Genomic DNA, 21,163 nt, shown 5'->3' on the forward strand with positions numbered 1-21,163 from the left:
AGCTATAAGTCTCTTTTTAAAAGGGATTAATTATGTCGCTATTCTGGGGTCGTAATTTCATTGTCAGCATTTCATTGTTGTCGGCTGCAATATTTATTCATAACGACATTGCGGCCGAGCCGTCGCCGGACACTTGCCGCATTGAAGGGTATGACAAAAACGGGCTGATGGCGCTGCGGCAGGCGGAGTATCACTTCAAAGAACCTGAGCAGGCGGATCAAATAGCGTTGGAGATGTTGCCCTGCCTTTCAGATCCCGACCCTGATCTGCGAGATAAATTTGCCTATGAAGGCTACGTCAATTTTTTGAGAAGGGACCGTCTATCCGACGCGACGCTTCAGAGTTTGAGAACCAGGCTTATAGAAAATCTGTCGTCCGAGACGGAAGCGGTCTACGGCGTTAAAAAACCATTTGCCGCCTTGGTTCTGGCGGAGCTGGCTCGCCAGGACCGTTTAAAGGAAACTCTCACGCCGGAGGAGAGACAGCAACTTCTCGACGCTGCGACAGATTACATTCGAGGTATAGAAGACTATCGCGGATATGACGCAAATATCGGCTGGAGGCACGGCGTCGCGCATGCGGCAGACTTGCTGATGCAGCTCTCTTTGAATGAGGCTTTAAACGCGCCGCAGCAAAAACAAATAAGAGACGCCGTAAGGTCGCAGATAAATCCTAATGAGACGCATTTTTACATTTATGGAGAACCCGAGCGTTTGGCGAGGCCAATATTATATTTGGCGCTAAAAGGCGCTTTTAATGAACAGGACTGGGCGGCCTGGATGCAGGAACTGTCTGACCCGGCGCCTTTTAAAGATTGGAGCGACGTCTATCAGTCACAAAAAGGGCTGGCGAAGCTGCACAACACAAAGGCGTTCGCCAATGCGATTTACATCAATGCCGTAAATAGCGGAAATGAACAGGTTCAGGCGCTCGCGGCTCCGGCTTTGGAGGTGCTAAGCGCGCTGCCTTGATCAGCCGTCATCGCGGTGACGGGTTTTGCCGACACCTGAGAAAATACCCAGGCCTATCAGAACGAGTGCGCCAACGGCGATCCAGACGGGCGGTACGCCCAGCAGAAAAGCGCCGATCGCCAGACCGCCAATAAACACGATAAAGCCGATAAGATAAATTGCAAAAGTTGACATGAAGACCCCACTTATTAATTTTAATAGTAACGTCAGCCGCTCTGTAAAGGTTGCAATATAATCTTAGGCCGCACTTCCGCCGACCGTTAAGTTCTCGACGTAAAGGCTGGGTTGGCCCACGCCGACGGGCACGCCTTGCCCGGCCTTGCCGCAGACACCTATGCCCGGATCGAGCGCCATGTCATTTCCGACATGGCGAATTTGTTTGAGCACGCTGGGACCGTCGCCGATCAGGGTGACGCCCTTCAGCGCCTCGCCGATTTTACCATTTTTCACGCGGTAAGCTTCTGTGCATTGGAAGACGAATTTACCGCTGGTGATATCAACCTGCCCGCCGCCAAAATTGGTCGCGTAAATTCCGTCTTTCAACTCAGAGAGCATTTCGTCCGGATCCTTTTTACCGCCGAGCATATAGGTGTTGGTCATACGCGGCATGGGCGAGTGAGCAAAACTTTCGCGGCGCCCATTTCCGGTTGCCTTCACGCCCATCAGGCGCGCGTTCATCCGGTCCTGCATGAAACCTTTCAAGATACCGTCTTCGATCAAAACGGTGCGCGAGGTCGGCGTCCCTTCATCGTCAATGGTCAGAGAGCCGCGGCGGCCTTTAATCGTGCCGTCATCGACAATGGTGACGCCCGGCGCGGCGACGCGCTGGCCCATCATCCCGGCAAAGGCGCTTGTGCCTTTTCGGATAAAATCGCCCTCAAGGCCGTGGCCCATAGCTTCATGTAGCAAGATGCCAGGCCAGCCCGGGCCGAGCACCACATCCATCTGTCCCGCCGGGGCGGGAACCGAGCCCAAATTGACCTTCGCCTGACGCAGCGCCTCTTTTGCCAGCGGTTTCCAGAACTCAGGTTTGACATATCCGTCATAGGCTTCGCGTCCGCCGGCGCCGGCATAGCCGCTTTCGCGGCGACCGTCTTTTTCGGCCACGATGGAAATATTCAGCCGGACAAGAGGGCGAATATCGTCATAGCGTTCTCCATCGCCGCGCAAAATAGCGATGGCGCGGCGATTGCCGGAGAGGGTCGCGGTGACTTGCACCACGGACGGATCCAGCGCCCGGCAAAAAGCATCAATTTCCTCTAGCAGGCTGACTTTGACGCCAAATCCCGGATCGGCCACAGGGTCTACATCCGGATAGAGTTTGTTATTGGTGCGCTGCGGCGGCTCTGACAATGTACCGTCATATCCCTGTTTGGCCATATTGACGGCTTTGGCCGCGCGGGCCAGCGCCCCAGGACTCATCTCGGTCCCTTGAGCAAAACCGGACGTGTCTCCGGCGACGCATCGCAGGCCGAACCCCCGCGACGTGTCGAAACTGGCATTTTTCAGCCGCCCATCATCAAAAGTGAGCGATTCTGAGGCGGAGCGCTCGACAAATAATTCGCCGTCATCGGCCCCTCGAAGAGTGTCATCGAGCAAGGTCTGGGCGGTTGCGGCGTTCAATTCACTGTCTTCAAAGACAAAATCTGACATTTACGGAGCTTTCTGTGGCTATTCCCTCTTTATCTAAGCGCTCTGTCAGGATAGACAACCGCCCAAATGCGACAATAGGTGCCGAAGTCTGTTCACGACTTTTGGCGCTGTTGCCTTTATGAAATATGATGTCGATCGGATTACACATCCCGATACAGTGTTAAAGAGGACCAGATGCGGTTTTTAAAAGCAATTACAGGCGGAACGGCCTTAGCAGGACTGAGCGCTTTCGCGGCTCAGGCGCAAGACGCGCTTGGCAGACCGTCACAGGACGGGTTTTGGTTCCAAGAAGCTGCTACACCCGTTATGGATCAACTGCTGGACGTGCATCGCCTCGTTTTCATAATTATCTGCGCTATTGTTGCTTTGGTAATGATCCTGATGCTCTACATCATGATCCGCTTCCGCGAAAAAGCGAACCCTGTTCCGTCCAAAACCTCTCACAATACGATGATCGAGATTATCTGGACGATAGCTCCGGTTATTCTTCTTTTGATTATGGTTGTGCCGAGTATGCAGCTCCTTTATTATCAGGATCGTCTGCCTGAGACCGAAATGACGGTCAAAGTCGTCGGCAATACCTGGAACTGGCAATATAGCTATCCGGATTATGAAGATATTGACGAAATTATTTCCAACCCGATTGAAGAAGTTCAGGCGCGCGAAGAGGGCGTGCCTTACCTTCTGGCGACTGACGCGCCTCTCGTGGTTCCCATCGGAACGAAAGTGAAGGTTTTGGTGACGTCAGTGAATAATATGCATAGCTGGGCCGTTCCAAGCTTTGGCGTTAAAATGGACGCCGTCCCTGGATTGGTGAATGAGACCTGGTTCGAAATCTACGAAGAAGGCACTTATTACGGTCAGTGTTCCGAGATTTGCGGTATTCGCCATTATAAAATGCCGATTGAGGTTTTGGCGGTCAGCAAGGCCGACTTTAACCAATGGGTCTCCAATGGCGGGAGCTTCACCGAAGCGGTCGCTGAAACGACAGCCAGTACAACAGGTGCGGCCACACTCGCCGCTCGCGATTAATTAACTGACGCAAAAGACGTTAGAAACGAAGGAAAGACATCATGGTTGCGATTAGTGGCAATGACACAGGGTCTTACGGCGACGATAAGCCGAGCTTTTTTGCACGTTGGTTCTACTCGACCAACCATAAGGATATCGGGACGCTTTACCTGATATTCGGGATTATCTCCGGCCTCATCGGGGGCTTTTTGTCCTTTATGATGCGGATGGAGCTCGGCGAGCCCGGCATCCAGTTCTTTACGAACGAGCATCAATATCTTGTGTTCGTGTCCATGCATGGTCTTATCATGATCTTCTTCATGGTCATGCCCGCCTTGATTGGCGGGTTCGGGAACTGGTTCGTACCAATTATGATCGGCGCGCCGGATATGGCCTTCCCGCGTATGAATAACTTGTCTTTCTGGCTTCTGCCGACAGCACTTATCTGTCTGTTGGTCAGTTTCGTTGTGCCGGGATCGGCCAGCGGCGACGGGTTCGGCGGGGCCTGGGTTATGTATCCGCCGCTCTCGACAACCGGCTCTCCGGGGCCGTCCTTTGACTTTATCATCATCGGCCTTTTAGCGGCGGGCTTCTCGTCTATCTTTGGCGCGATCAACTTTATCACGACTATTTTGAACATGCGCGCGCCGGGTATGACCATGCACAAAATGCCTTTATTTGCGTGGTCCGTGCTCGTAACGGCCTTCCTTCTGCTCTTGGCTTTGCCGGTCCTGGCGGCCGCCTTGTTCATGTTGTTCACGGACCGGATTGACGGCGGCACGGGTTTCTTTGATCCGGCTCGCGGCGGCGATCCGCAAATGTTCCAGCATTTGTTCTGGTTCTTCGGACACCCTGAGGTTTACATCATGATCCTGCCGGCCTTCGGTATCGTGTCTCACATTGTGTCGACCTTCTCCAAGAAACCTATCTTTGGTTATCTTGGTATGGCCTATGCGATGGTTGCGATTGGCGTCGTCGGCTTCGTTGTGTGGGCTCACCACATGTACACAATCGGCATGGACGTAAATTTGAAAGCTTACTTCCTCGCGGCGACCCTCGTGATTGCGGTTCCGACCGGCGTCAAAATCTTCTCATGGCTAGCGACGATGTGGGGCGGTTCTATCCGGTTCACCATCCCGATGCAGTGGGCTTTGGCTTTTATCTTTCTCTTCGTAATTGGCGGCGTGACCGGTGTGGTTCTCGCCAATGCGGGGGTCGATACATATCTTCATGATACATATTATGTTGTCGCTCACTTCCACTACGTTCTGTCTATGGGCGCCGTCTTTGGTATTTTTGCCGGCTTCTATTACTGGTTCGGGAAAATGTTCGGTGTGATGTACAATAAATTCATCGCTGCGGCGCATTTCTGGCTCTTCTTTATCGGCGTGAACGTGATCTTCTTCCCGCAGCATTTCCTCGGCTTGAACGGGATGCCGCGTCGTTACGTGGATTACCCCGAAGAGTTTGCTCTCTGGAATCAGGTTTCCACAATTGGCGCGCTTATTACGCTTGCCGGTGTTGGCTTCTTCTTCCTTATGCTGATTGAGGCTTTTATTGTTCGCCGTAAGGTCGGTGAAAATTATTGGGGCGAAGGCGCGACGACGCTGGAATGGACATTGTCCTCTCCGCCGCCATATCACCAATTCAATACGCTTCCGCGCATTGAAGATGATCCGGCCGAGCATGACCCGGAGAAGATGCATTAAGAGCGTTTAGTCTCCCAATTTATAAAAGCCGCGGTCTTTTGAGACTGCGGCTTTTTTTCTTGTTATGAGAGTCGCGCTTGTCGTGGGCGCCGCTATAGGGGATATGGGGGCTCAGTTAATGGCTGCGTAAGCACAAGGGCGAAGATGACCGAGGTCAGCACAGTAACAGAGGCAGAAGAGTATCTTCCGGTATCGCAACCGGCCGGGATGAGTCTTGCCGAGCCGCGCGACTATTTTGCGCTGATGAAACCGCGCGTGATGAGCCTTGTGGTGTTTACGGCCTGGGCCGGATTGGTCTGCGCGCCAGGCGTTATGCCGGTCTGGAAAGCCATTGCCTCCATCATCTGTATTGCCGCCGGGGCTGGGGCCTCAGGCGCGCTGAATATGTGGTATGACGCCGATATAGATGCGCAAATGTCCCGCACGAAAAAACGCCCTTTGCCGCAAGGGAAAATGAGCCCGAGAAATGCGCTTGGCTTCGGCATTATTGTGTCCGTCGCCGCGACCTGGATGCTCTATATTGCCGCGAATTGGCAGGCGGCGGCGCTACTCGCCTTCACGATATTCTTTTATCTGGTTATCTACACAATGTGGCTCAAGCGCAGCACGCCGCAAAATATCGTCATTGGCGGCGCGGCCGGGGCTTTTCCTCCCATGATTGGGTATGCCGCCGTAACGGGGTCCATTACGCTCAATAGCATCATTCTTTTTATGATAATTTTCATGTGGACGCCGCCGCATTTTTGGGCGCTCGCACTCTACAAGACCGGCGATTACGGACGGGTGGGGATACCGATGATGCCGAATATTGCCGGCGCGAAAAGCACGCGTCTTCAAATTTTTGTGTATGCGCTAATTCTCTTTGCCGTTTGTCTGGCGCCTATTTTCACAGGGCTTGGCGGCGCTTTCTACGCCGTGGCGGCTATCGGCCTGAATGCCGGGTTCCTTGCTCTGGCCTTTAAAGTGTGGCGATCACGCGCCGGAGAGCGGGAAGAAGCCTCTGATGAGGCGTCTCTTTACGAGGTGCAGAAGGGCGATAGAGCGGCGCGAAACCTCTTTGCTTATTCAATCCTCTATCTTTTTGCTATCTTTGGCGTACTTGCCGCCGAAGGATTATTGAGAGGGTATGCCCTATGACCGAGTATCGCGACAAACCCAAAGAATTCGTGGAACCAAATGCCGCAGAGCTAAAGGCGCGCGGACGTCGTAATATAGGCATCGCCGTCGCCTTGGTGGCATTTATGATATTTGTTTTTGTGACGATGATAACCCGCGGAGCCGCATAGGCATGAATTCGAACAAAAAGACGCTCCTGATTTTAATCGCGGTCGGCTTTGGCATGCTGGCTTTGGGAATGTCTTCGTCGAAAATCTATAATACGTTCTGCAAGATCACGGGCTATGGCGGGACGACGCAGCAAGCCGAGGAAAACCTGTCCGAGGTCATTGACCGCAAAGTTACGATCAAATTCGATTCAAATGTGGCGGATAATTTGCCCTGGGTTTTCAAGCCCCAGCAAAAAGAGATGGACGTCCAGCTCGGTCAGTCCGGTCTGGCTTATTATACCGTTAAGAATACAGGTACAGAGCCGATTATTGGTGTTGCCAATTTTAATGTCACGCCGATCAAAGCCGGGCCGTTTTTCGTGAAAACGGATTGTTTCTGTTTTACCGAACAACGCGTCGAACCAGGCGAAGAACTTCCGCTGCCCGTTCTGTTTTTTATTGATCCTCAATTGGATGAAGATAAGCGAATGGATGAGGTGAAAGAAATCACCTTGAGCTATACATTTTTTGAATCAGACGCCACAGCCCAACTCGATACGCAAACCACCGGATCAAACGCCGAAAAAACACTGAATTAAGTCTCATGCGGGACCTGCCTGCGACAGGATTGATATTGTTTTGTGAGGCGGGCTTGGCTATAGGCTGTAAATTGAAAATCAGGTCCGCTTCTAAAGCGGCCGACAGACTGACCCAAAAGGGATTTTAAAATGGCCGGACACGCCGTCGAACACGACTATCACCTTATTCCTCCCAGCCCTTGGCCTTTCCTGTCTGGACTCGCCGCCCTCATCTGGGGCACCGGCATGGTTGTCTTTTTTGCCGGACTCGTGCCGCGCACGGGCGACAATAATATGATGGAGTTCTTCTTTGCGAAGGGCCTTGATACCTGGACGTCCACTTTGACCGGGGACGGCTCCGTTTCCGGCGGTTGGATCATCCTTCTTATTGGTTCCTTGTTCGCCGCCTTTGTCATGTTCGGCTGGTGGCGGGACGTTGCCCGCGAATCCGCCGCCGGTGATCACACACCTGTTGTCGATATCGGTCTTCGTTACGGTATGATTATGTTTATCATGCAGGAAGCCATGTTCTTTGTCGGCTGGTTCTGGATGTTCTTTGAGACAGGATTGTTCCACAAATTCCGCGCGTCTTGGAATACGGATGTTCTTCCCAACGCGGCAGAATATGCGACCAATATGGCTCCCGGCGTGACCTCTGTTGATCCATGGCACCTGCCTTTGATGAACACGCTTATCCTATTGCTCTCCGGCACAACCGTAACCTGGGCTCACCACGCTTTGGTTCACGGCGACCGCAAAGGCGCGAAATGGGGGCTGTTCCTGACCTGCGCCCTGGGTTTCCTCTTTATCGGTGTACAAGGCTTCGAATATGCAGAGCTCTTCCATGAGCGCGGCGAAGGCATTGCGCCTTGGCTTGCCAATACGGCTTATGGCTCCGCTTTCTTCCTCGCTACAGGCTTTCATGGTCTGCACGTTCTGATCGGCGCGATCTTCCTGCTTGTCTGCTGGGGCCGCCTCATGAAGGGCGGATTGCGGTCTGACAAACATTTCGGCCTCGAAGCCGCGGCTTGGTACTGGCATTTTGTCGATGTTGTTTGGCTCTTCCTCTTTGCTTTCGTTTACATTGTCTTTGCGACGGGCGCTTAACGCCCGTCTCAGGACGGATTTCTGAATGGCCCGAAGACCCCCTCCCGTCAGCTCCGGCCTAAAAGGCCGGTGCCCGGACTGCGGAGAGGGCCAGCTTTTCAATGGCTTTTTAAAGTTCTCGAATGGGTGCGAGGCCTGCGGCGCGGATTTCAGGGATGAAGACGCCGGAGACGGCCCTACAGTCTTTGTCATTTTTATTGTCGGTATTTTTATTATTCCGATGGCTCTGGCGTTTCAGCTTATCACCAACGCACCGACCTGGCTGACCCTAACAATATGGATCCCGATAATTATTCTAGTCTGCCTGTTTTTACTCCGGCTTCTGCGGGGCGTTATGTTTAATCTGGCTTGGGCAAACAAAGCGCGTGAGTTTCGGAATGCCAAGATAAGACGCGATCAGGACGCGAGGCAATAATGGCCAAGCTTGTTTTCAGACCCATGCCGGTTCTCACGGTTATTTTGGCGATCAGCGTCGCCATATTAATCTCGCTTGGGATTTGGCAATATCAGCGTTTGCAGTGGAAAACGGCCCTGCTCTCAGAGGTAGACGCCTCCGTGACGGCCCCGCCTCTAAGATCGCTATCGGATTTAAATGCGGCGATCCAAGCCGGCGACCCCATCGATTTTCGCCGCATCCAATTCGAGGCCAGCACGGTCGAAGGCGGTCCTGAGTTTCATCTCTATAAATCCCAACAAGGCGGTATTTATTGGGATATCGTCGAACCCCTGTCACAAGGGGCGCTGACAATTCTGGCTAAAACGGAAACACTAAATGCCGATCAGAAAGAGAATCAAGCAGAGCTTCCGTTCGTTTCAGAGAGAAATAATTATACAGGCTATGTTCGTAAAACATATGACATGGGCCGCGTCGAAGGCTGGGTCAAATCCAAAGCCAATGCAGACACGAATCGGTATTTTCATTTTAATCAGACAGGCGATTGGTATGACGGGCTGCCGGGGCAAGTGATTGAAGGATATTACATAGATGTAGAGCCTTCGGAGAGCGCCGATGATTTACCTGTCCGCCGTCCGAAAATTGCCAATAATCATTTTGATTACATGCTGACCTGGTGGTCATTCGCGATCATTTTCATCATTATTTATCTTCTGCTGCATAAACGGGCAGGTCGGCTGAAGTTTCAGTAACCAGACTTTGAATGAGGTGAGACGGTCATGGCAAATGCCACGATACATACTGTTTTAAAGGCTCATGCGGCTGGCGGCCCTCTCACCCTGCGTCATCCGCGCTGGGCTGATTTTGAGACCTGGTCCATTTTACGCAAGGATAACAAGGAATGGCTAAGTCCATGGGAGCCGGGTTGGTCGGACTCTGTGCTGAGCCGCGTGACTTATCGAACGCAGCTTTCGAAATATAAAAAGCTGGTGCAAAATGGACAGGCTTATCCCTTTCACCTTTATTACGGCGCGCAGGAAACCTTAATCGGAGCCTGTAACCTCACCCATATTGAGCGCGGCAGTTCTCAATCGGCGCGCTTGGGCTATTGGGTGGCAGAGAGATTTACAAAACAGGGATTTGCACGGGCGGCTGTCAGTGCGGTCACCCAATTCGGGTTTGAAACTTTGGGGCTACACAGGATAGAGGCGGCGGTGCAGCCTGAAAATGCGGCCTCTATCACAGTCCTGGAGTCACAAAATTTCGAGCGTGAAGGCACGGCCAGAGGCTATTTAAAAATCGATAAAACCTGGCGGGATCATATTATCTTCGCCAAGCTCAGTTCTGATTAAAGCAGCTTTTTTAAGCTGTGCCGCCCAGAAAAGAGAGCGTTTCGGGGGAGACGCCGAGCGCGTCGAAGGCTTTTTTGCGTTTTGTGTCCAGGTCTTCGCCAAATATCATGGTTTCATCCGCGTCGACGACCAGCCAGCCATTTTGCATGATTTCAGACTCGAGCTGTCCTTCGCCCCATCCGCAATAACCAATGGCGAGCATGGCTTTTTCCGGGGCTTCATCACTGACAAGTGCTTCCAAGACATCTTTGGTCGATGTTAAAGTCAGCGTGTCGGATAATTTCAGGCTGGTCTCGTCTTTATGATAATCCGAGGAATGCAGCACAAACCCGCGATCAATATCGACAGGGCCGCCATTCAAGACGGGCGTGTCGGCCACGCGAACGTCCCCTTCGACGCCAATCTGCTCGAGCAGGTCGGATATCAGAAGTCCGCCTTTCGATTTATTGACAATAATGCCCATCGCGCCGTGTGCGTCGTGAGAACAGACATAAATGAGAGTGTTCTTGAACCGGGGGTCGCCCATTGCCGGGGTAGCCAATAGAAACCGACCTGACATGTAGGCGACATTTTTCTTCTCGTCTGTCTTTGCCTCACTCTTTTTTCCAGGGTTGAGGGGGGTAGAATCGGATTTTTTTGATTTGCTCATGAAGATTAAATGGGCAGAAAGGGTTTTCGTTTCAACCTGTCTTGTCAAAACAATGTGAGCGCCCCATATCAAACATAGAGACAATCAAAATTGAGAGAGACAAGATGACAATCAAAACCGGTGAAAAACTTCCGCAAGCCAGCTTCATGACATTCGGAGAAGAAGGGCCTGCCCCGAAAACAACGGATGAAGTTTTTGCCGGCAAACGTGTTGCCTTGTTTGCGGTGCCTGGCGCCTTCACCCCAACCTGCTCGGCAAAACACCTGCCGGGTTTCGTGCAGAAAGCCGAGGAATTGAAATCGGCCGGTATAGACACCATCGCTTGTACATCGGTGAATGATATTTTCGTTATGGGGGCATGGGGCGAGCAACAGGAAATTGGAGAAGATATCCAGATGCTCGCGGATGGGAACGGCGATTTTGCCAAGGATATCGGCCTGACAATGGATGGGTCCGGTTTTGGAATGGGCCTTCGGTCGCAACGTTACGCCATGGTCGTTAATGACGGCGTGGTCGAGCATCTCTTTGTCGAAGGGCCGGGCGAGTTTAAAGTTAGCTCTGCCGAACATATGCTTGAGGCTCTAAAGGGCTAGTTTTAGGAAAGTGCTCTGCCGGAGATGATTTTTATTCCGGGGAAACAGGAAATAATCAAGATACGCTCAAGATAGATATAGAGTTGGCCTGACTTATTTTGGTATGCCCCGGCGCGCCAATTCGTCGGCCATCTCATTGCCAATATCTCCAGCGTGGCCCTTGACCCACTCCCACCGAACGTCGCGGGAGGCGTTGAGGGCGTCGAGGCGTTGCCAGAGGTCTTTATTCACGACCGGCTTTTTATCGCCTTTTTTCCAGTCACGTTTTTTCCAGCCATGAATCCACTCTGTGATGCCCTTAAGGACATAGGTGGAATCCGTGAACAGGACCACCGGACCTTTAAACCCGGGCTTCACAGCTTCCAGGGCCTTGATCGCGCCCATAAGTTCCATACGGTTATTCGTGGTTTCCTTTTCACCGCCAAACAATTCTTTGGAGCGGCTGCCGTGATACATTACCGCTCCCCAGCCGCCCGGACCCGGATTGCCGGAGCAGGCGCCGTCAGTATAGATAACAAGCGCGCCCTCAAGTGCGCCGGCTTCCAGCTTTTTACTTTTGCGGGGCAAATTAGGCGCTCAAGAGCTGACGGGGCAGGCGGAAAATAACTTTTTCTTTCGTTACCTCGACCTCTTTGACGGTCACGTCATATCGGGAGCGCAGTGCCGCCAAGACGCCGTCGATTAGATATTCCGGCGCGCTCGCCCCCGCAGATAATCCAATCGTTTGCGCTTTTTTAATCCGGTTCCAGTCAAGACTGTTCGCATCTGAGATGAGCAGGGCTTCGTCTGATCCGGCTTTTGCGCCGACTTCGACAAGCCGTTTGGAATTGGAAGACGTATTGGACCCGATGACCAAGAGGAGGTCGCATTTCTCGGCAATGGCCTTGATGGCCGCTTGGCGATTGGTTGTGGCGTAACAGATATCTTCTTTGAAAGGTAGAGCAATAGACGGGAAACGCTCCTGCAAAATTGCGATAAGCCCGGCGGTATCATCCACACTCAAAGTCGTCTGAGTGACAAGGGCGAGATTTTCAGGATCTTTTGGAGAAAAACTCCAGGCATCTTCTTCTGTTTCGATTAAGGAAATATCGCCTTCCGGGAGCTGCCCCATCGTGCCGATAACTTCGGGGTGGCCCTTATGACCAATCAAAAGGATATGACGTCCGTTCTTGGCATGACGCTCAGCTTCGACATGGACTTTGGAAACAAGGGGGCAGGTAGCGTCCAGAAAATTCAAATTCCGCGCTTCGGCCGCGCGGGGTACCGATTTTGGAACGCCGTGAGCGGAAAACACAACCGGGCGGTCATCAGGGCATTCATCCAACTCTTCCACAAAAACAGCGCCGAGTTCTGACAGACGGTCAACGACATGCCGGTTGTGAACGATTTCATGGCGCACATAGACCGGCGCGCCAAAGGTTTCGATGGATTTTTCAACAATCTGAATGGCCCGGTCCACGCCGGCACAAAAACCGCGCGGCGCGGCGAGCAGAACGGTTTTGTGCAAGCGGCCCTCATTACCCAGCGTCGCCGAGGGGGGCTTTTCTATCGGAGCCGTAATATCGGACATTAATTTCTCCTCACGCAATGGGCTTGCTGTCATCTTGACGTTGCGGCAAGGCGCTTATCTGTCTATGACCTGCCTTAGCAGAGCGGAGGAGATATCGCCACCGCCCGTTACCCTTATATATAGGGAGCGAATGGGGTCTTTTTGAAGGCCGTCTAATGGGATTATTATTATGCGTTTTCAGACCGTTATTTTGACATTACTTATTGGGGCCGGTTCAGCGTTCGGACTGAACGCCTGTAAAAGTACAGCAGACGCCCTGAATATCGGCGACGCAGCCACGAAACAAAATGCCGGACCCTGCCCCCGGGCATTCGCGCTTTATGAGGCCGCCCGAATCGTGGAGTTTCGTGATGACGAGCAACGTTTCGAAAATGTCGGTTTTACCGGGGAGGTTCACAGCGTACGCAGCCTGTGCCGTTATTATAATGCTGAACCGATTGACGCCAATCTCGAAATTACTTTTGACCTTGGCCGGGGTCCTGCCGCGAGCCAGAATACCGCCACTTATGAATATTTCGTCGCCGTGACCCGTAAAAATGTCGATGTGATCAATAAGGAAGTCTTTCCCATGCAGGTGACCTTCCCGGCTGGGCAGGACCGCGTCCGGGTTGTCGAAGAGGTCGAAGAAATCATTATCCCGCGAGCAACCCCCACGACGTCAGGGCTTAACTTTGAAATCGTGATCGGATTTGAGCTGACGGAGGCTCAACGCGCCTTTAACGCCGAAGGGCGCCGTTTCAGACTTTCTGCTGGCCAAGAATAAACACGCTCATGTCTTCTATTTTACAGAGTCTGGAAGAGGCTTTCCAAAACGCCTTTTCGGATTTGGGATTTTCACCTGACCTAGGGGCAGTGAGAGAGTCGGACCGACCTGATTTGGCGCCTTTTCAGTGCAACGGCGCCATGGCGGCGGCGGGGCAGGCCAAAAAACAAGGCGAAAAAGTCAATCCGCGTGATATTGCGCAGTCCGTTGCCGATGCCGTGAAAAAGCATGACGCCGTCAAGTCAATTGAAATTGGCGGACCAGGATTTATCAATATTGCCCCCACAGAAGAGGCTCTGTCCAAACGGGCGAGAGACTTGTCCGGCAGTGAGCATTTAGGCATTGAGCAGGTCGAGCCGCGAACGATTGTGGTCGATTATGGCGGCGCGAATGTCGCCAAGCCGATGCATGTCGGCCATCTTCGCTCCGCCGTCATTGGCGAGGCCATTAAACGACTTTACCGTGCTTTGGGTCATAAGGTGATCGGCGATGTCCATATGGGCGATTGGGGCCTGCAAATGGGGCATCTGATTTCCGAGTTGGAAAGCGAGGAGCCGGATCTCCCCTATTTTGACGAAGACAAACTCGAGGATTTTCCGGAAGACTCCCCTGTGACCATGGACGATCTTGCTCGGCTTTACCCGCAGGCCAGTAATGCGGCGAAAAATGATGAAGCGCGTATGGAGCGCTCCCGACTCGCGACGGCGGAACTTCAGGCCGGACGGGCAGGATATATGGCCTTGCTTCATCACTTTATCGACGTCTCGGTGGCGGCGCTGAAAGTCGGATATGGCGATTTGGGTGTGGAGTTCGATCTCTGGAACGGCGAAGCCTGCGTGGATCATCTCATTCCGGAAATGATTGAAGAATTTCGCCGTAAGAATATTGCCGAAGATGATGACGGCGCCCTGATTATTCGCGTCGAGGAAGAAGATGAAACCAAAGACGTCCCGCCTGTTATGCTTTTGGCGAGTTCAGGCGCTGTCCTTTACCATACGACAGATCTGGCGACCTTAGTGGACCGAAAAAACGAGATTGACCCTGACTTGATAATTTATGTCGTGGATCAGCGTCAGGCGCTCCATTTTGAGCAGGTTTTCCGGGCCGCCGTAAAAGCCGAGTGGTATAAACGGGATCAGCTTTACCACGCCGGATTTGGCACAATGAACGGCAAGGATGGGAAACCGTTTAAAACGCGCGAAGGCGGCGTTTTACGTCTCGAGGATTTGCTGAAAATCATGAATGAGGCTGCCGCAGACAGGCTGGAGGAATCCGGTATCGGGGCAGATTACGAAGCGTCTGAAAGACGCGAAATTGCCCGAAAAGTGGGATTGGCTGCGCTGAAATTTGCGGATCTTCAAAATCAGCGTCTGACCAATTATGTCTTTGATCCGGAGCGCTTCACCTCATTTGAAGGCAAGACTGGCCCATACCTGCTTTACGCGGCCGTTCGCATCAAATCCATTCTTCGCCGCGCCAAGGATGAAGATGTGTCTCCCGGCAAAATAAAAATCTCGGATCCGAAAGAGGCGCAGCTTCTTTTGTCATTGGATGCCTTTGGAAGAGCTGTCGCAAGTTCAGCGGAGAAATATGCCCCGCATATTCTCTGCGATCATATTTACCGCGTCGCGCAAAGTTTTTCGCGGTTTTATTCAGACTGCCCCATACTTGCCGAAGACATTCCGGAAGAGGTCAAAGCCTCTCGACTGGCTCTGGCGGAACTCACCTTGCGTCAGCTCGAAAAGGGACTCACGATTTTGGGAATCGAGACGCCCGAGCGAATGTAAGGATGAGTGCGTTTAACGCTGAGGGGCGTTTAGCGTATTGTAGGGCGCAGCCTGTTGGGCGTGTTGATGAAGGGGCTGCGCCGAGGCCGCACTCTGCGGCTGTTGTTGCGGCGCGAATTGAGGCGGGGCAGGCTGCCTCACCGGATTTTGGGCTCCGGTCTGCGGCGCCGCAGCTTTTTTGTTCCGCAGACCAGAGGTGGCTTCCAGACATTCTGCATACATATCCAGAATCTGCCCCATATTGTTTTCCCCCCACACGCCGACGCCCTTGAGTTTGGACACAAGTTCGAAGGCGATTTCTTCTTTGGACTTACCGGACATTTTTTATCCTCTATTTTGCAGGTTCGCACAGGGATTAGCACAGAAGGTTTAACAGAATTCCTACACGTCAATCTGATAGCTTCTGATTGACTCAATCGGTAAAATCGCACATGTAACGGCCATCCCGTCCAGATGGGAGAGTGCGGAAAAACCCTTACAAAAAAGGGGCCGCCACCGAAGGCGCAACCGCCCCGGAAACGCTCAGGTCAACGGACCGTTTGGACGTCAATACGCTGGAAAGCGGGCCGCCCTCTAGGGGGCATGGTGAGAGGCCCCGCCGACGGAGTAAGCGCTGATTGTTTGTATGAACAATTGTCGTCAATCTCTCAGGCCCAAAGAGACAGCAGGTGGCACTTCCTGCGGTTTATCCGCGCTACGAAAGTGTGACTTATGAGCGAGCTCAAAAAAACAGCGCTTCACAGCCAGCATGTCGATCTCGGCGCCAAAATGGTCCCTTTTGCCGGCTATGATATGCCTGTCCAGTATCCGCTCGGCGTCAAAGGCGAGCATCTCCATACGCGGGAAAAGGCCGGATTGTTTGATGTCTCCCATATGGGGCAGGTTTTCCTGACGCCGGAGGACAAAAATTTCGAGACGGCCGCAAAGGCTCTCGAAAAACTTGTGCCTGCCGATATTCAGAGCCTTGAGCCCGGACAGCAGCGCTATTCCCAGTTTCTGAACGAAGACGGCGGCATTCTGGATGATTTGATGATCTCCCGCCTCGGAATGGAGGGCTATGACCATGTGCTTTATCTAGTCGTCAATGCCGGCTGCAAGGATGCGGATTATGCCCATCTCGAAAAACATATGCCGGACAATGTGAAGGTCTCCGTCAAGGACGACACACTTTCTTTGATTGCCTTGCAAGGTCCACGCGCCGCTCATGTTCTGGCCTGTCTTGCGCCGGACGTCGAAAAACTGACTTTCATGACGCATACCGATCTGGAGCTGAAAGGCACATTGGGCGCCCCCGTCTGGGCGCATGTGTCCCGTTCCGGCTATACGGGCGAAGACGGATATGAAATTTCCGCGAAACATGACGATATGGTGCGTTTGGTCGAGGAGTTGCTAAGTTATGACGATGTTGAGCCTATCGGCCTTGGCGCGCGCGATAGCCTGCGTCTCGAGGCGGGGCTCTGCCTTTACGGACATGATATAGATACAAGCGTGTCTCCGATCGAAGCCGGATTAATCTGGTCCGTGCAAAAACACCGCCGCAGCGCGGACGCCGGCTATCTCGGCGCGGAGCGCGTCGCCTCTGATCTGGCGGATAAGTCCACGAAACGTCTGGTCGGAATTAAGCCGGACGGTAAGGCCCCGGCCCGGGAGCACACCGAAGTCCAGGATATGGACGGAAACACGATCGGCGAAATCACCAGCGGCGGCTATGGCCCCACAGTCGATGGCCCGGTCGCGATGGGCTATGTCGCCCGGAAATTTTTCAAAGCGGGCACGCCCGTTCAGCTTCTTGTCCGGGGAAAACCCCGCCCTGCCACGGTCGTGAAACTGCCTTTCGCGCCGCATAATTACTTCAGAGGAAACTAGCCATGTCAGTAAAATACACCGAAGATCACGAATGGATTAAAGTGGACGGCGAGATCGCCACAATCGGGATTTCCGCCTATGCCACGAAACAACTTGGCGACGTTGTTTTCGTCGAGCTTCCGGAAATCGGCGCGGAGATGGAAAAAGGGGATGAAGCCGCCGTGGTCGAATCCGTAAAAGCCGCGTCCGAAGTTTACGCGCCCGTTAGCGGCGAGGTGACGGAAGTTAATGAAACGCTAGAAGCCGCGCCCGAAACCGTCAATGCATCGCCGGATGGAGACGGCTGGTTCCTCAAGCTGAAAATCAAAGACGCGTCTGAATTGGACGGCTTGATGGATGAAACAAAATATAAAGCTTACTGCGAAAGCCTGTAGGATTTCGTTCTCGGGTTACATGGGCAAAAAGGACAACTCTAATGAACCTGCCTTTATTTGCCATCATGGGCTTATGTCTCGTCGTATTACTACTGTGGGTTCTGGTGATCCGGCCCCTGCTTCAAAACTATAAAGATAAAAATGGAACATAAGCCATGAGCGTTACAAACCCGATATTCTGGATTATTACCATCGGCCTGTTCATTCTTGTGGCTTATCTTTCGCGCAAGATGATTACCGGAAGGCCAGGCCGCGGAACTTCAGAAGTCGATTACGACGAGGATGAAAGAAACTAGATGGCTGGTGGATCGAATTTTGGAGCCACTCTCGCTATTGGCATTGGGATAGGCACGGCCATTGGAGTGGCAACAGACAATCTCGCCCTTTGGCTCTCCGTTGGCGTCGCAGTAGGCGTCGCTCTGGGCGCTGCAAATTCGGGCCGAAAGAATTCCAAAAGTAATGATGTCGAACACGACAATGAGGATAATTAAATGCGTTATTTGCCATTAAATGAAAATGACCGAGCCGCGATGCTCGACGTCATTGGCGCCGAGTCCATTGATGAGCTGTTTCAGGATGTGCCAGAAAAGGCGCGTCTTAAATCACTTGTCGATCTTCCGAAGCATCAGTCTGAACAAGCGGTTGAACGCCATATGGCGAAGCTCTCGGCGAAATCGGTGTCAGCCGGGTCCGTGCCATTTTTCTGCGGGGCTGGAGCGTATAAGCACCATATACCTGCAACCGTGGACCATCTGATACAGCGCTCAGAATTTTTGACGGCCTATACGCCTTACCAGCCGGAAATCAGCCAGGGCACACTTCAGTCCCTGTTCGAATTCCAGACACAAGTCGCGCTCCTGACCGGCATGGATGTCGCCAACGCCTCCATGTATGATGGCTCGACAGCCTGCGCCGAAGCGGTGGTCATGGCCAAACGCGTGACGCGTAAATCCAGAGCTATCCTCGCGCCCGGTCTGCACCCGCATTACGCCGCCGCGACCCAGACTTTGGCCTCAACGCTCGACATTCAGATTGACGAGCGCGATTGTCGCCCCGGCCGTGACGATCATGTTATTGACCATATCAATGACGATACAGCCTGCGTTGTCGTACAATCCCCCAATGTGTTTGGCGAAATCATCGACCTCGCTCCAATCGCTGAAAAAGCACATAAACATAAGGCCCTTCTAATTGCCGTCTTCACGGAACCTGTTGCCCTCGGCGCAATTAAATCTCCGGGCGAGCAAGGCGCGGATATTGTTGTGGGTGAAGGGCAGGGCCTCGGCGTAGGCCTTAATTTTGGCGGGCCGCATGTCGGGCTGTTTGCTTGTACAAAAAAGCTTGTGCGGCAAATGCCGGGTCGTCTTTGCGGCGAAACCGTGGATGCCAATGGCGAACGCGGATTTGTGCTGACGCTCTCTACGCGGGAGCAGCATATCCGCCGCGAAAAAGCGACGTCAAATATCTGCACCAATTCCGGACTTTGCTGTCTGGCGTTCACCATCCATATGAGCTTGCTCGGCGATGCCGGACTGAAACGTCTGGCGGCGCTCAATCATGAAGCCGCCTGCCATCTTGCCGACGTGATCGACGGAATAAACGGCGCGGAAGTCATGAACGAAACTTTCTTTAACGAGTTTACGGTCAAATTAAATAAACCCGCCGCGGAAGTGGTCGAAGCGCTCGCTGAAAAAGGCGTGCTGGGCGGCGTTCCTGTGTCGCGTCTGACGGAAGGCAATGAAGATTTGCTCCTCGTCTGCGCTACGGAGACTTCTAGTGAAGAGGATATCCATGCCTTTGAAGCAGCTTTGAAGGAGGTCTTGTCATGAAAAACGAAGGTCGCCCCACAACGCCCGTTGCGGCGAATATGAACCGCCCTGACACGGTCTCCGGCTCCAAAGGTCTGGAACAGGCCGTGAAGCTGATTTTCGAAGTCGGTACGCCGCGCCGTACAGGCATTGACCTGCCTGAACCTAAAGGCCGCGCCTCTCGTCTTGGCGGACATGAGCGCAAAGGCGAAATCGGTTTGCCCGGCCTGTCAGAGCCGGAAACCATGCGCCATTATGTGCGCCTGAGTCAAAAGAACTATGCGATTGATCTGGGTATTTACCCGCTGGGCTCCTGCACCATGAAACATAATCCGCGTCTGAATGAAAAAGTCGCGCGTATGCCGGGTTTTGCGGATGTGCACCCTTTGCAGCCCATCAGTACAGTGCAAGGCGCTTTGGAGCTTATGGAGCAATTATCGCATTGGCTCATGACGCTCTGCAATATGCCGGCCGTGGCCCTGACCCCGAAAGCCGGGGCGCATGGCGAACTTTGCGGTATGATGGCCATCCGCGCACGTCTCGACGCCGATGGTCAGTCACAACGCCGCCGCGTGTTGGTGCCGGAAAGCGCCCATGGAACGAACCCGGCAACGGCCGTGCAGTGCGGGTTTACCGTGGATGAAATTCCGGCGTCGGGGGACGGCCGCGTCAATATGGACGCGCTTCGCGAGAAGCTTGAAAAAAGCGATGATGTTGCCGGTATCATGCTGACCAATCCAAATACATGTGGTCTGTTTGAACGTGACATCGTCGAAATTGCGGACCTCATCCATGCGGCAGGCGGATATTTCTATTGCGACGGCGCAAATTTCAACGCTCTCGTCGGGCGTGTTCGCCCAGGCGATCTCGGCGTCGACGCGATGCACATTAATCTGCACAAGACGTTTTCAACGCCTCACGGCGGTGGCGGTCCAGGGTCCGGCCCGACTGTTTTATCTGAAGCGTTGAAGGATTTCGCGCCTCTACCATTTGTCGTCAAAGACGGCGAAGGCTTGAAATTGGTCGAACATGAAGGCGGAGACGCCGCAGCTAGCTTTGGACGTATGTGCGCCTTTCACGGCCAGATGGGCATGTATACACGCGCCCTGACCTATATGATGAGCCACGGCTCGGACGGATTGAAACAGGCAACGGAAGACGCTGTCCTGAACGCCAATTATATCCAAGCCTCCCTTGCGGATGTGATGACCGTCGCGTTCGAAGGCACCTGCATGCATGAAGCGCTCTTTGATGATCGCTTCCTCAAAGACACAGGTGTTGATACGCTCGACTTTGCCAAGGCAATGATTGACGAGGGCTATCACCCGATGACGATGTATTTCCCGCTCGTCGTTCACGGCGCGATGCTCATCGAGCCAACTGAGTCTGAGTCCAAAGGCGAATTAGACCGCTTCATCCAGTCTATGCGGTCTCTGGTGGAACGAGCGAAAGCCGGGGAGGCGGAGAGCTTCAAACAAGCGCCTGTCTATGCGCCGATGCGCCGACTCGATGAAACCAGAGCGGCGCGAAATCCGGTTTTACGGTGGACGCCTCCGGCTGATAACGCCGAGGCGGCGGAATAGATTTCTCTCTAGATGTTAAATTCAGCACTTTGATGTTTAACATTGACGGAAGAAATTTATTTTAGCTGTTTTCACGGCAGTGTGTCGAAGGCTTTATGAAAATAGAAAATATAGAATTCAAAAGGCCTCT

The 21,163-nt window shown here is 53.0% G+C and carries 25 protein-coding genes and 1 riboswitch; of the genes, 19 read left to right on the plus strand and 6 right to left on the minus strand.

All coding sequences use genetic code 11. From position 1 onward, the window contains the following. Positions 1-32: 32 nt before the first annotated feature. Entirely contained in the window at positions 33-971 is a 939-nt protein-coding gene (locus tag ACN0IC_RS00400; RefSeq protein WP_416876765.1) for a DUF2785 domain-containing protein, read from the plus strand. On the opposite strand, the gene ACN0IC_RS00405 is transcribed toward ACN0IC_RS00400, so the two are convergent. Next, complete coding sequence (locus ACN0IC_RS00405) at positions 972-1,145, minus strand: hypothetical protein (protein ID WP_416876766.1); 174 nt, start codon at positions 1,143-1,145, stop codon at positions 972-974. It lies immediately after the preceding gene. A 63-nt stretch (positions 1,146-1,208) separates the two neighbouring features. Further along, on the minus strand, positions 1,209-2,624 hold the full coding sequence (gene tldD / locus ACN0IC_RS00410) for a metalloprotease TldD (protein ID WP_416876767.1): 1,416 nt from the start codon (positions 2,622-2,624) through the stop codon (positions 1,209-1,211). A gap of 174 nt (positions 2,625-2,798) precedes the next feature. Between tldD and coxB the strand changes: the two genes are divergently transcribed. The 9 genes from coxB to ACN0IC_RS00455 all read left to right on the plus strand — a co-directional run bounded on the left by coxB (position 2,799) and on the right by ACN0IC_RS00455 (position 10,040). Continuing rightward, positions 2,799-3,656 carry a cytochrome c oxidase subunit II gene (gene coxB, locus ACN0IC_RS00415; protein ID WP_416876768.1) on the plus strand — a complete coding sequence of 286 codons (858 nt, stop codon included), beginning with the start codon at positions 2,799-2,801 and terminating at the stop codon, positions 3,654-3,656. Positions 3,657-3,697: 41 nt separating this feature from the next. After that, positions 3,698-5,344: a cytochrome c oxidase subunit I gene (gene ctaD, locus ACN0IC_RS00420; protein WP_416876769.1), complete on the plus strand. Its 1,647-nt coding sequence runs from the start codon at positions 3,698-3,700 to the stop codon at positions 5,342-5,344. Between the two features lie 144 nt (positions 5,345-5,488). Continuing rightward, positions 5,489-6,481: a heme o synthase gene (gene cyoE, locus ACN0IC_RS00425; protein ID WP_416876770.1), complete on the plus strand. Its 993-nt coding sequence runs from the start codon at positions 5,489-5,491 to the stop codon at positions 6,479-6,481. Next, entirely contained in the window at positions 6,478-6,630 is a 153-nt protein-coding gene (locus ACN0IC_RS00430; RefSeq protein WP_416876771.1) for a hypothetical protein, read from the plus strand. The genes cyoE and ACN0IC_RS00430 overlap by 4 nt, the downstream gene beginning before the upstream one ends. 2 nt (positions 6,631-6,632) lie before the next feature. Beyond that, positions 6,633-7,208 (plus strand): cytochrome c oxidase assembly protein, encoded by a 576-nt coding sequence (locus ACN0IC_RS00435; protein WP_416876772.1) that lies wholly within the window; start codon positions 6,633-6,635, stop codon positions 7,206-7,208. A gap of 129 nt (positions 7,209-7,337) precedes the next feature. After that, positions 7,338-8,294, plus strand: a complete 957-nt coding sequence (locus ACN0IC_RS00440; protein ID WP_416876773.1) for a cytochrome c oxidase subunit 3 — start codon at positions 7,338-7,340, stop codon at positions 8,292-8,294. A 25-nt stretch (positions 8,295-8,319) separates the two neighbouring features. Beyond that, positions 8,320-8,709, plus strand: a complete 390-nt coding sequence (locus tag ACN0IC_RS00445; RefSeq protein ID WP_416876774.1) for a DUF983 domain-containing protein — start codon at positions 8,320-8,322, stop codon at positions 8,707-8,709. Continuing rightward, positions 8,709-9,440, plus strand: a complete 732-nt coding sequence (locus ACN0IC_RS00450) for an SURF1 family cytochrome oxidase biogenesis protein (protein ID WP_416876775.1) — start codon at positions 8,709-8,711, stop codon at positions 9,438-9,440. The genes ACN0IC_RS00445 and ACN0IC_RS00450 overlap by 1 nt, the downstream gene beginning before the upstream one ends. A 27-nt stretch (positions 9,441-9,467) precedes the next feature. Next, entirely contained in the window at positions 9,468-10,040 is a 573-nt protein-coding gene (locus ACN0IC_RS00455; RefSeq protein ID WP_416876776.1) for a GNAT family N-acetyltransferase, read from the plus strand. Between the two features lie 10 nt (positions 10,041-10,050). Here ACN0IC_RS00455 and ACN0IC_RS00460 read toward each other — a convergent pair whose 3' ends face one another. Then, complete coding sequence (locus ACN0IC_RS00460) at positions 10,051-10,689, minus strand: YqgE/AlgH family protein (protein ID WP_416876777.1); 639 nt, start codon at positions 10,687-10,689, stop codon at positions 10,051-10,053. A 104-nt stretch (positions 10,690-10,793) separates the two neighbouring features. Between ACN0IC_RS00460 and ACN0IC_RS00465 the strand changes: the two genes are divergently transcribed. After that, positions 10,794-11,282, plus strand: a complete 489-nt coding sequence (locus tag ACN0IC_RS00465; protein WP_416876778.1) for a peroxiredoxin — start codon at positions 10,794-10,796, stop codon at positions 11,280-11,282. 93 nt (positions 11,283-11,375) lie between these two features. Here ACN0IC_RS00465 and rnhA read toward each other — a convergent pair whose 3' ends face one another. Both rnhA and ispH read right to left on the minus strand, forming a co-directional pair. Further along, positions 11,376-11,849 carry a ribonuclease HI gene (rnhA, locus tag ACN0IC_RS00470; protein WP_416876779.1) on the minus strand — a complete coding sequence of 158 codons (474 nt, stop codon included), beginning with the start codon at positions 11,847-11,849 and terminating at the stop codon, positions 11,376-11,378. 1 nt (position 11,850) lies between these two features. Beyond that, a complete protein-coding gene (gene ispH, locus ACN0IC_RS00475) occupies positions 11,851-12,852 on the minus strand; it encodes a 4-hydroxy-3-methylbut-2-enyl diphosphate reductase (RefSeq protein ID WP_416876780.1) in 1,002 nt (333 codons plus the stop codon). A gap of 169 nt (positions 12,853-13,021) precedes the next feature. On the opposite strand from ispH, the gene ACN0IC_RS00480 reads away from it, so the two are divergent. Both ACN0IC_RS00480 and argS read left to right on the plus strand, forming a co-directional pair. After that, the gene (locus ACN0IC_RS00480; RefSeq protein WP_416876781.1) at positions 13,022-13,615 is read left to right on the plus strand and encodes a hypothetical protein; all 594 of its coding nucleotides are present in this window, start codon (positions 13,022-13,024) and stop codon (positions 13,613-13,615) included. A gap of 8 nt (positions 13,616-13,623) precedes the next feature. Continuing rightward, positions 13,624-15,402 carry an arginine--tRNA ligase gene (gene argS, locus ACN0IC_RS00485; protein WP_416876782.1) on the plus strand — a complete coding sequence of 593 codons (1,779 nt, stop codon included), beginning with the start codon at positions 13,624-13,626 and terminating at the stop codon, positions 15,400-15,402. A 12-nt stretch (positions 15,403-15,414) separates the two neighbouring features. On the opposite strand, the gene ACN0IC_RS00490 is transcribed toward argS, so the two are convergent. Then, positions 15,415-15,723 (minus strand): hypothetical protein, encoded by a 309-nt coding sequence (locus ACN0IC_RS00490; protein WP_416876783.1) that lies wholly within the window; start codon positions 15,721-15,723, stop codon positions 15,415-15,417. A 123-nt stretch (positions 15,724-15,846) separates the two neighbouring features. Next, positions 15,847-15,950: riboswitch (glycine riboswitch) on the plus strand. A gap of 163 nt (positions 15,951-16,113) precedes the next feature. On the opposite strand from ACN0IC_RS00490, the gene gcvT reads away from it, so the two are divergent. From gcvT to gcvPB, 6 genes are all read left to right on the plus strand, one after another. After that, positions 16,114-17,268, plus strand: coding sequence for a glycine cleavage system aminomethyltransferase GcvT (gcvT, locus tag ACN0IC_RS00495; RefSeq protein WP_416876784.1), 1,155 nt, complete (start codon positions 16,114-16,116; stop codon positions 17,266-17,268). Between the two features lie 2 nt (positions 17,269-17,270). Continuing rightward, positions 17,271-17,642: a glycine cleavage system protein GcvH gene (gene gcvH / locus ACN0IC_RS00500; RefSeq protein ID WP_416876785.1), complete on the plus strand. Its 372-nt coding sequence runs from the start codon at positions 17,271-17,273 to the stop codon at positions 17,640-17,642. A 155-nt stretch (positions 17,643-17,797) separates the two neighbouring features. Then, on the plus strand, positions 17,798-17,938 hold the full coding sequence (locus tag ACN0IC_RS00505; RefSeq protein WP_416876786.1) for a hypothetical protein: 141 nt from the start codon (positions 17,798-17,800) through the stop codon (positions 17,936-17,938). Next, a complete protein-coding gene (locus tag ACN0IC_RS00510; protein ID WP_416876787.1) occupies positions 17,939-18,133 on the plus strand; it encodes a hypothetical protein in 195 nt (64 codons plus the stop codon). Then, entirely contained in the window at positions 18,134-19,471 is a 1,338-nt protein-coding gene (gene gcvPA / locus ACN0IC_RS00515) for an aminomethyl-transferring glycine dehydrogenase subunit GcvPA (RefSeq protein WP_416876788.1), read from the plus strand. After that, complete coding sequence (gene gcvPB / locus ACN0IC_RS00520) at positions 19,468-21,033, plus strand: aminomethyl-transferring glycine dehydrogenase subunit GcvPB (protein WP_416876789.1); 1,566 nt, start codon at positions 19,468-19,470, stop codon at positions 21,031-21,033. The genes gcvPA and gcvPB overlap by 4 nt, the downstream gene beginning before the upstream one ends. Positions 21,034-21,163: the final 130 nt, after the last annotated feature.

This window comes from Litorimonas sp., from assembly GCA_029936425.1.
Lineage (GTDB): Bacteria > Pseudomonadota > Alphaproteobacteria > Caulobacterales > Maricaulaceae > Litorimonas.

Coding starts and splice junctions, on each gene's coding strand:
- ACN0IC_RS00400 (WP_416876765.1), top strand. CDS start 33: ATGTCGCTATTCTGGGGTCGTAATTTCATTGTCAGCATTTCATTGTTG.
- ACN0IC_RS00405 (WP_416876766.1), bottom strand. CDS start 1,145: ATGTCAACTTTTGCAATTTATCTTATCGGCTTTATCGTGTTTATTGGC.
- tldD (WP_416876767.1), bottom strand. CDS start 2,624: ATGTCAGATTTTGTCTTTGAAGACAGTGAATTGAACGCCGCAACCGCC.
- coxB (WP_416876768.1), top strand. CDS start 2,799: ATGCGGTTTTTAAAAGCAATTACAGGCGGAACGGCCTTAGCAGGACTG.
- ctaD (WP_416876769.1), top strand. CDS start 3,698: ATGGTTGCGATTAGTGGCAATGACACAGGGTCTTACGGCGACGATAAG.
- cyoE (WP_416876770.1), top strand. CDS start 5,489: ATGACCGAGGTCAGCACAGTAACAGAGGCAGAAGAGTATCTTCCGGTA.
- ACN0IC_RS00430 (WP_416876771.1), top strand. CDS start 6,478: ATGACCGAGTATCGCGACAAACCCAAAGAATTCGTGGAACCAAATGCC.
- ACN0IC_RS00435 (WP_416876772.1), top strand. CDS start 6,633: ATGAATTCGAACAAAAAGACGCTCCTGATTTTAATCGCGGTCGGCTTT.
- ACN0IC_RS00440 (WP_416876773.1), top strand. CDS start 7,338: ATGGCCGGACACGCCGTCGAACACGACTATCACCTTATTCCTCCCAGC.
- ACN0IC_RS00445 (WP_416876774.1), top strand. CDS start 8,320: ATGGCCCGAAGACCCCCTCCCGTCAGCTCCGGCCTAAAAGGCCGGTGC.
- ACN0IC_RS00450 (WP_416876775.1), top strand. CDS start 8,709: ATGGCCAAGCTTGTTTTCAGACCCATGCCGGTTCTCACGGTTATTTTG.
- ACN0IC_RS00455 (WP_416876776.1), top strand. CDS start 9,468: ATGGCAAATGCCACGATACATACTGTTTTAAAGGCTCATGCGGCTGGC.
- ACN0IC_RS00460 (WP_416876777.1), bottom strand. CDS start 10,689: ATGAGCAAATCAAAAAAATCCGATTCTACCCCCCTCAACCCTGGAAAA.
- ACN0IC_RS00465 (WP_416876778.1), top strand. CDS start 10,794: ATGACAATCAAAACCGGTGAAAAACTTCCGCAAGCCAGCTTCATGACA.
- ispH (WP_416876780.1), bottom strand. CDS start 12,852: ATGTCCGATATTACGGCTCCGATAGAAAAGCCCCCCTCGGCGACGCTG.
- ACN0IC_RS00480 (WP_416876781.1), top strand. CDS start 13,022: ATGCGTTTTCAGACCGTTATTTTGACATTACTTATTGGGGCCGGTTCA.
- argS (WP_416876782.1), top strand. CDS start 13,624: ATGTCTTCTATTTTACAGAGTCTGGAAGAGGCTTTCCAAAACGCCTTT.
- ACN0IC_RS00490 (WP_416876783.1), bottom strand. CDS start 15,723: ATGTCCGGTAAGTCCAAAGAAGAAATCGCCTTCGAACTTGTGTCCAAA.
- gcvT (WP_416876784.1), top strand. CDS start 16,114: ATGAGCGAGCTCAAAAAAACAGCGCTTCACAGCCAGCATGTCGATCTC.
- gcvH (WP_416876785.1), top strand. CDS start 17,271: ATGTCAGTAAAATACACCGAAGATCACGAATGGATTAAAGTGGACGGC.
- ACN0IC_RS00505 (WP_416876786.1), top strand. CDS start 17,798: ATGAGCGTTACAAACCCGATATTCTGGATTATTACCATCGGCCTGTTC.
- ACN0IC_RS00510 (WP_416876787.1), top strand. CDS start 17,939: ATGGCTGGTGGATCGAATTTTGGAGCCACTCTCGCTATTGGCATTGGG.
- gcvPA (WP_416876788.1), top strand. CDS start 18,134: ATGCGTTATTTGCCATTAAATGAAAATGACCGAGCCGCGATGCTCGAC.
- gcvPB (WP_416876789.1), top strand. CDS start 19,468: ATGAAAAACGAAGGTCGCCCCACAACGCCCGTTGCGGCGAATATGAAC.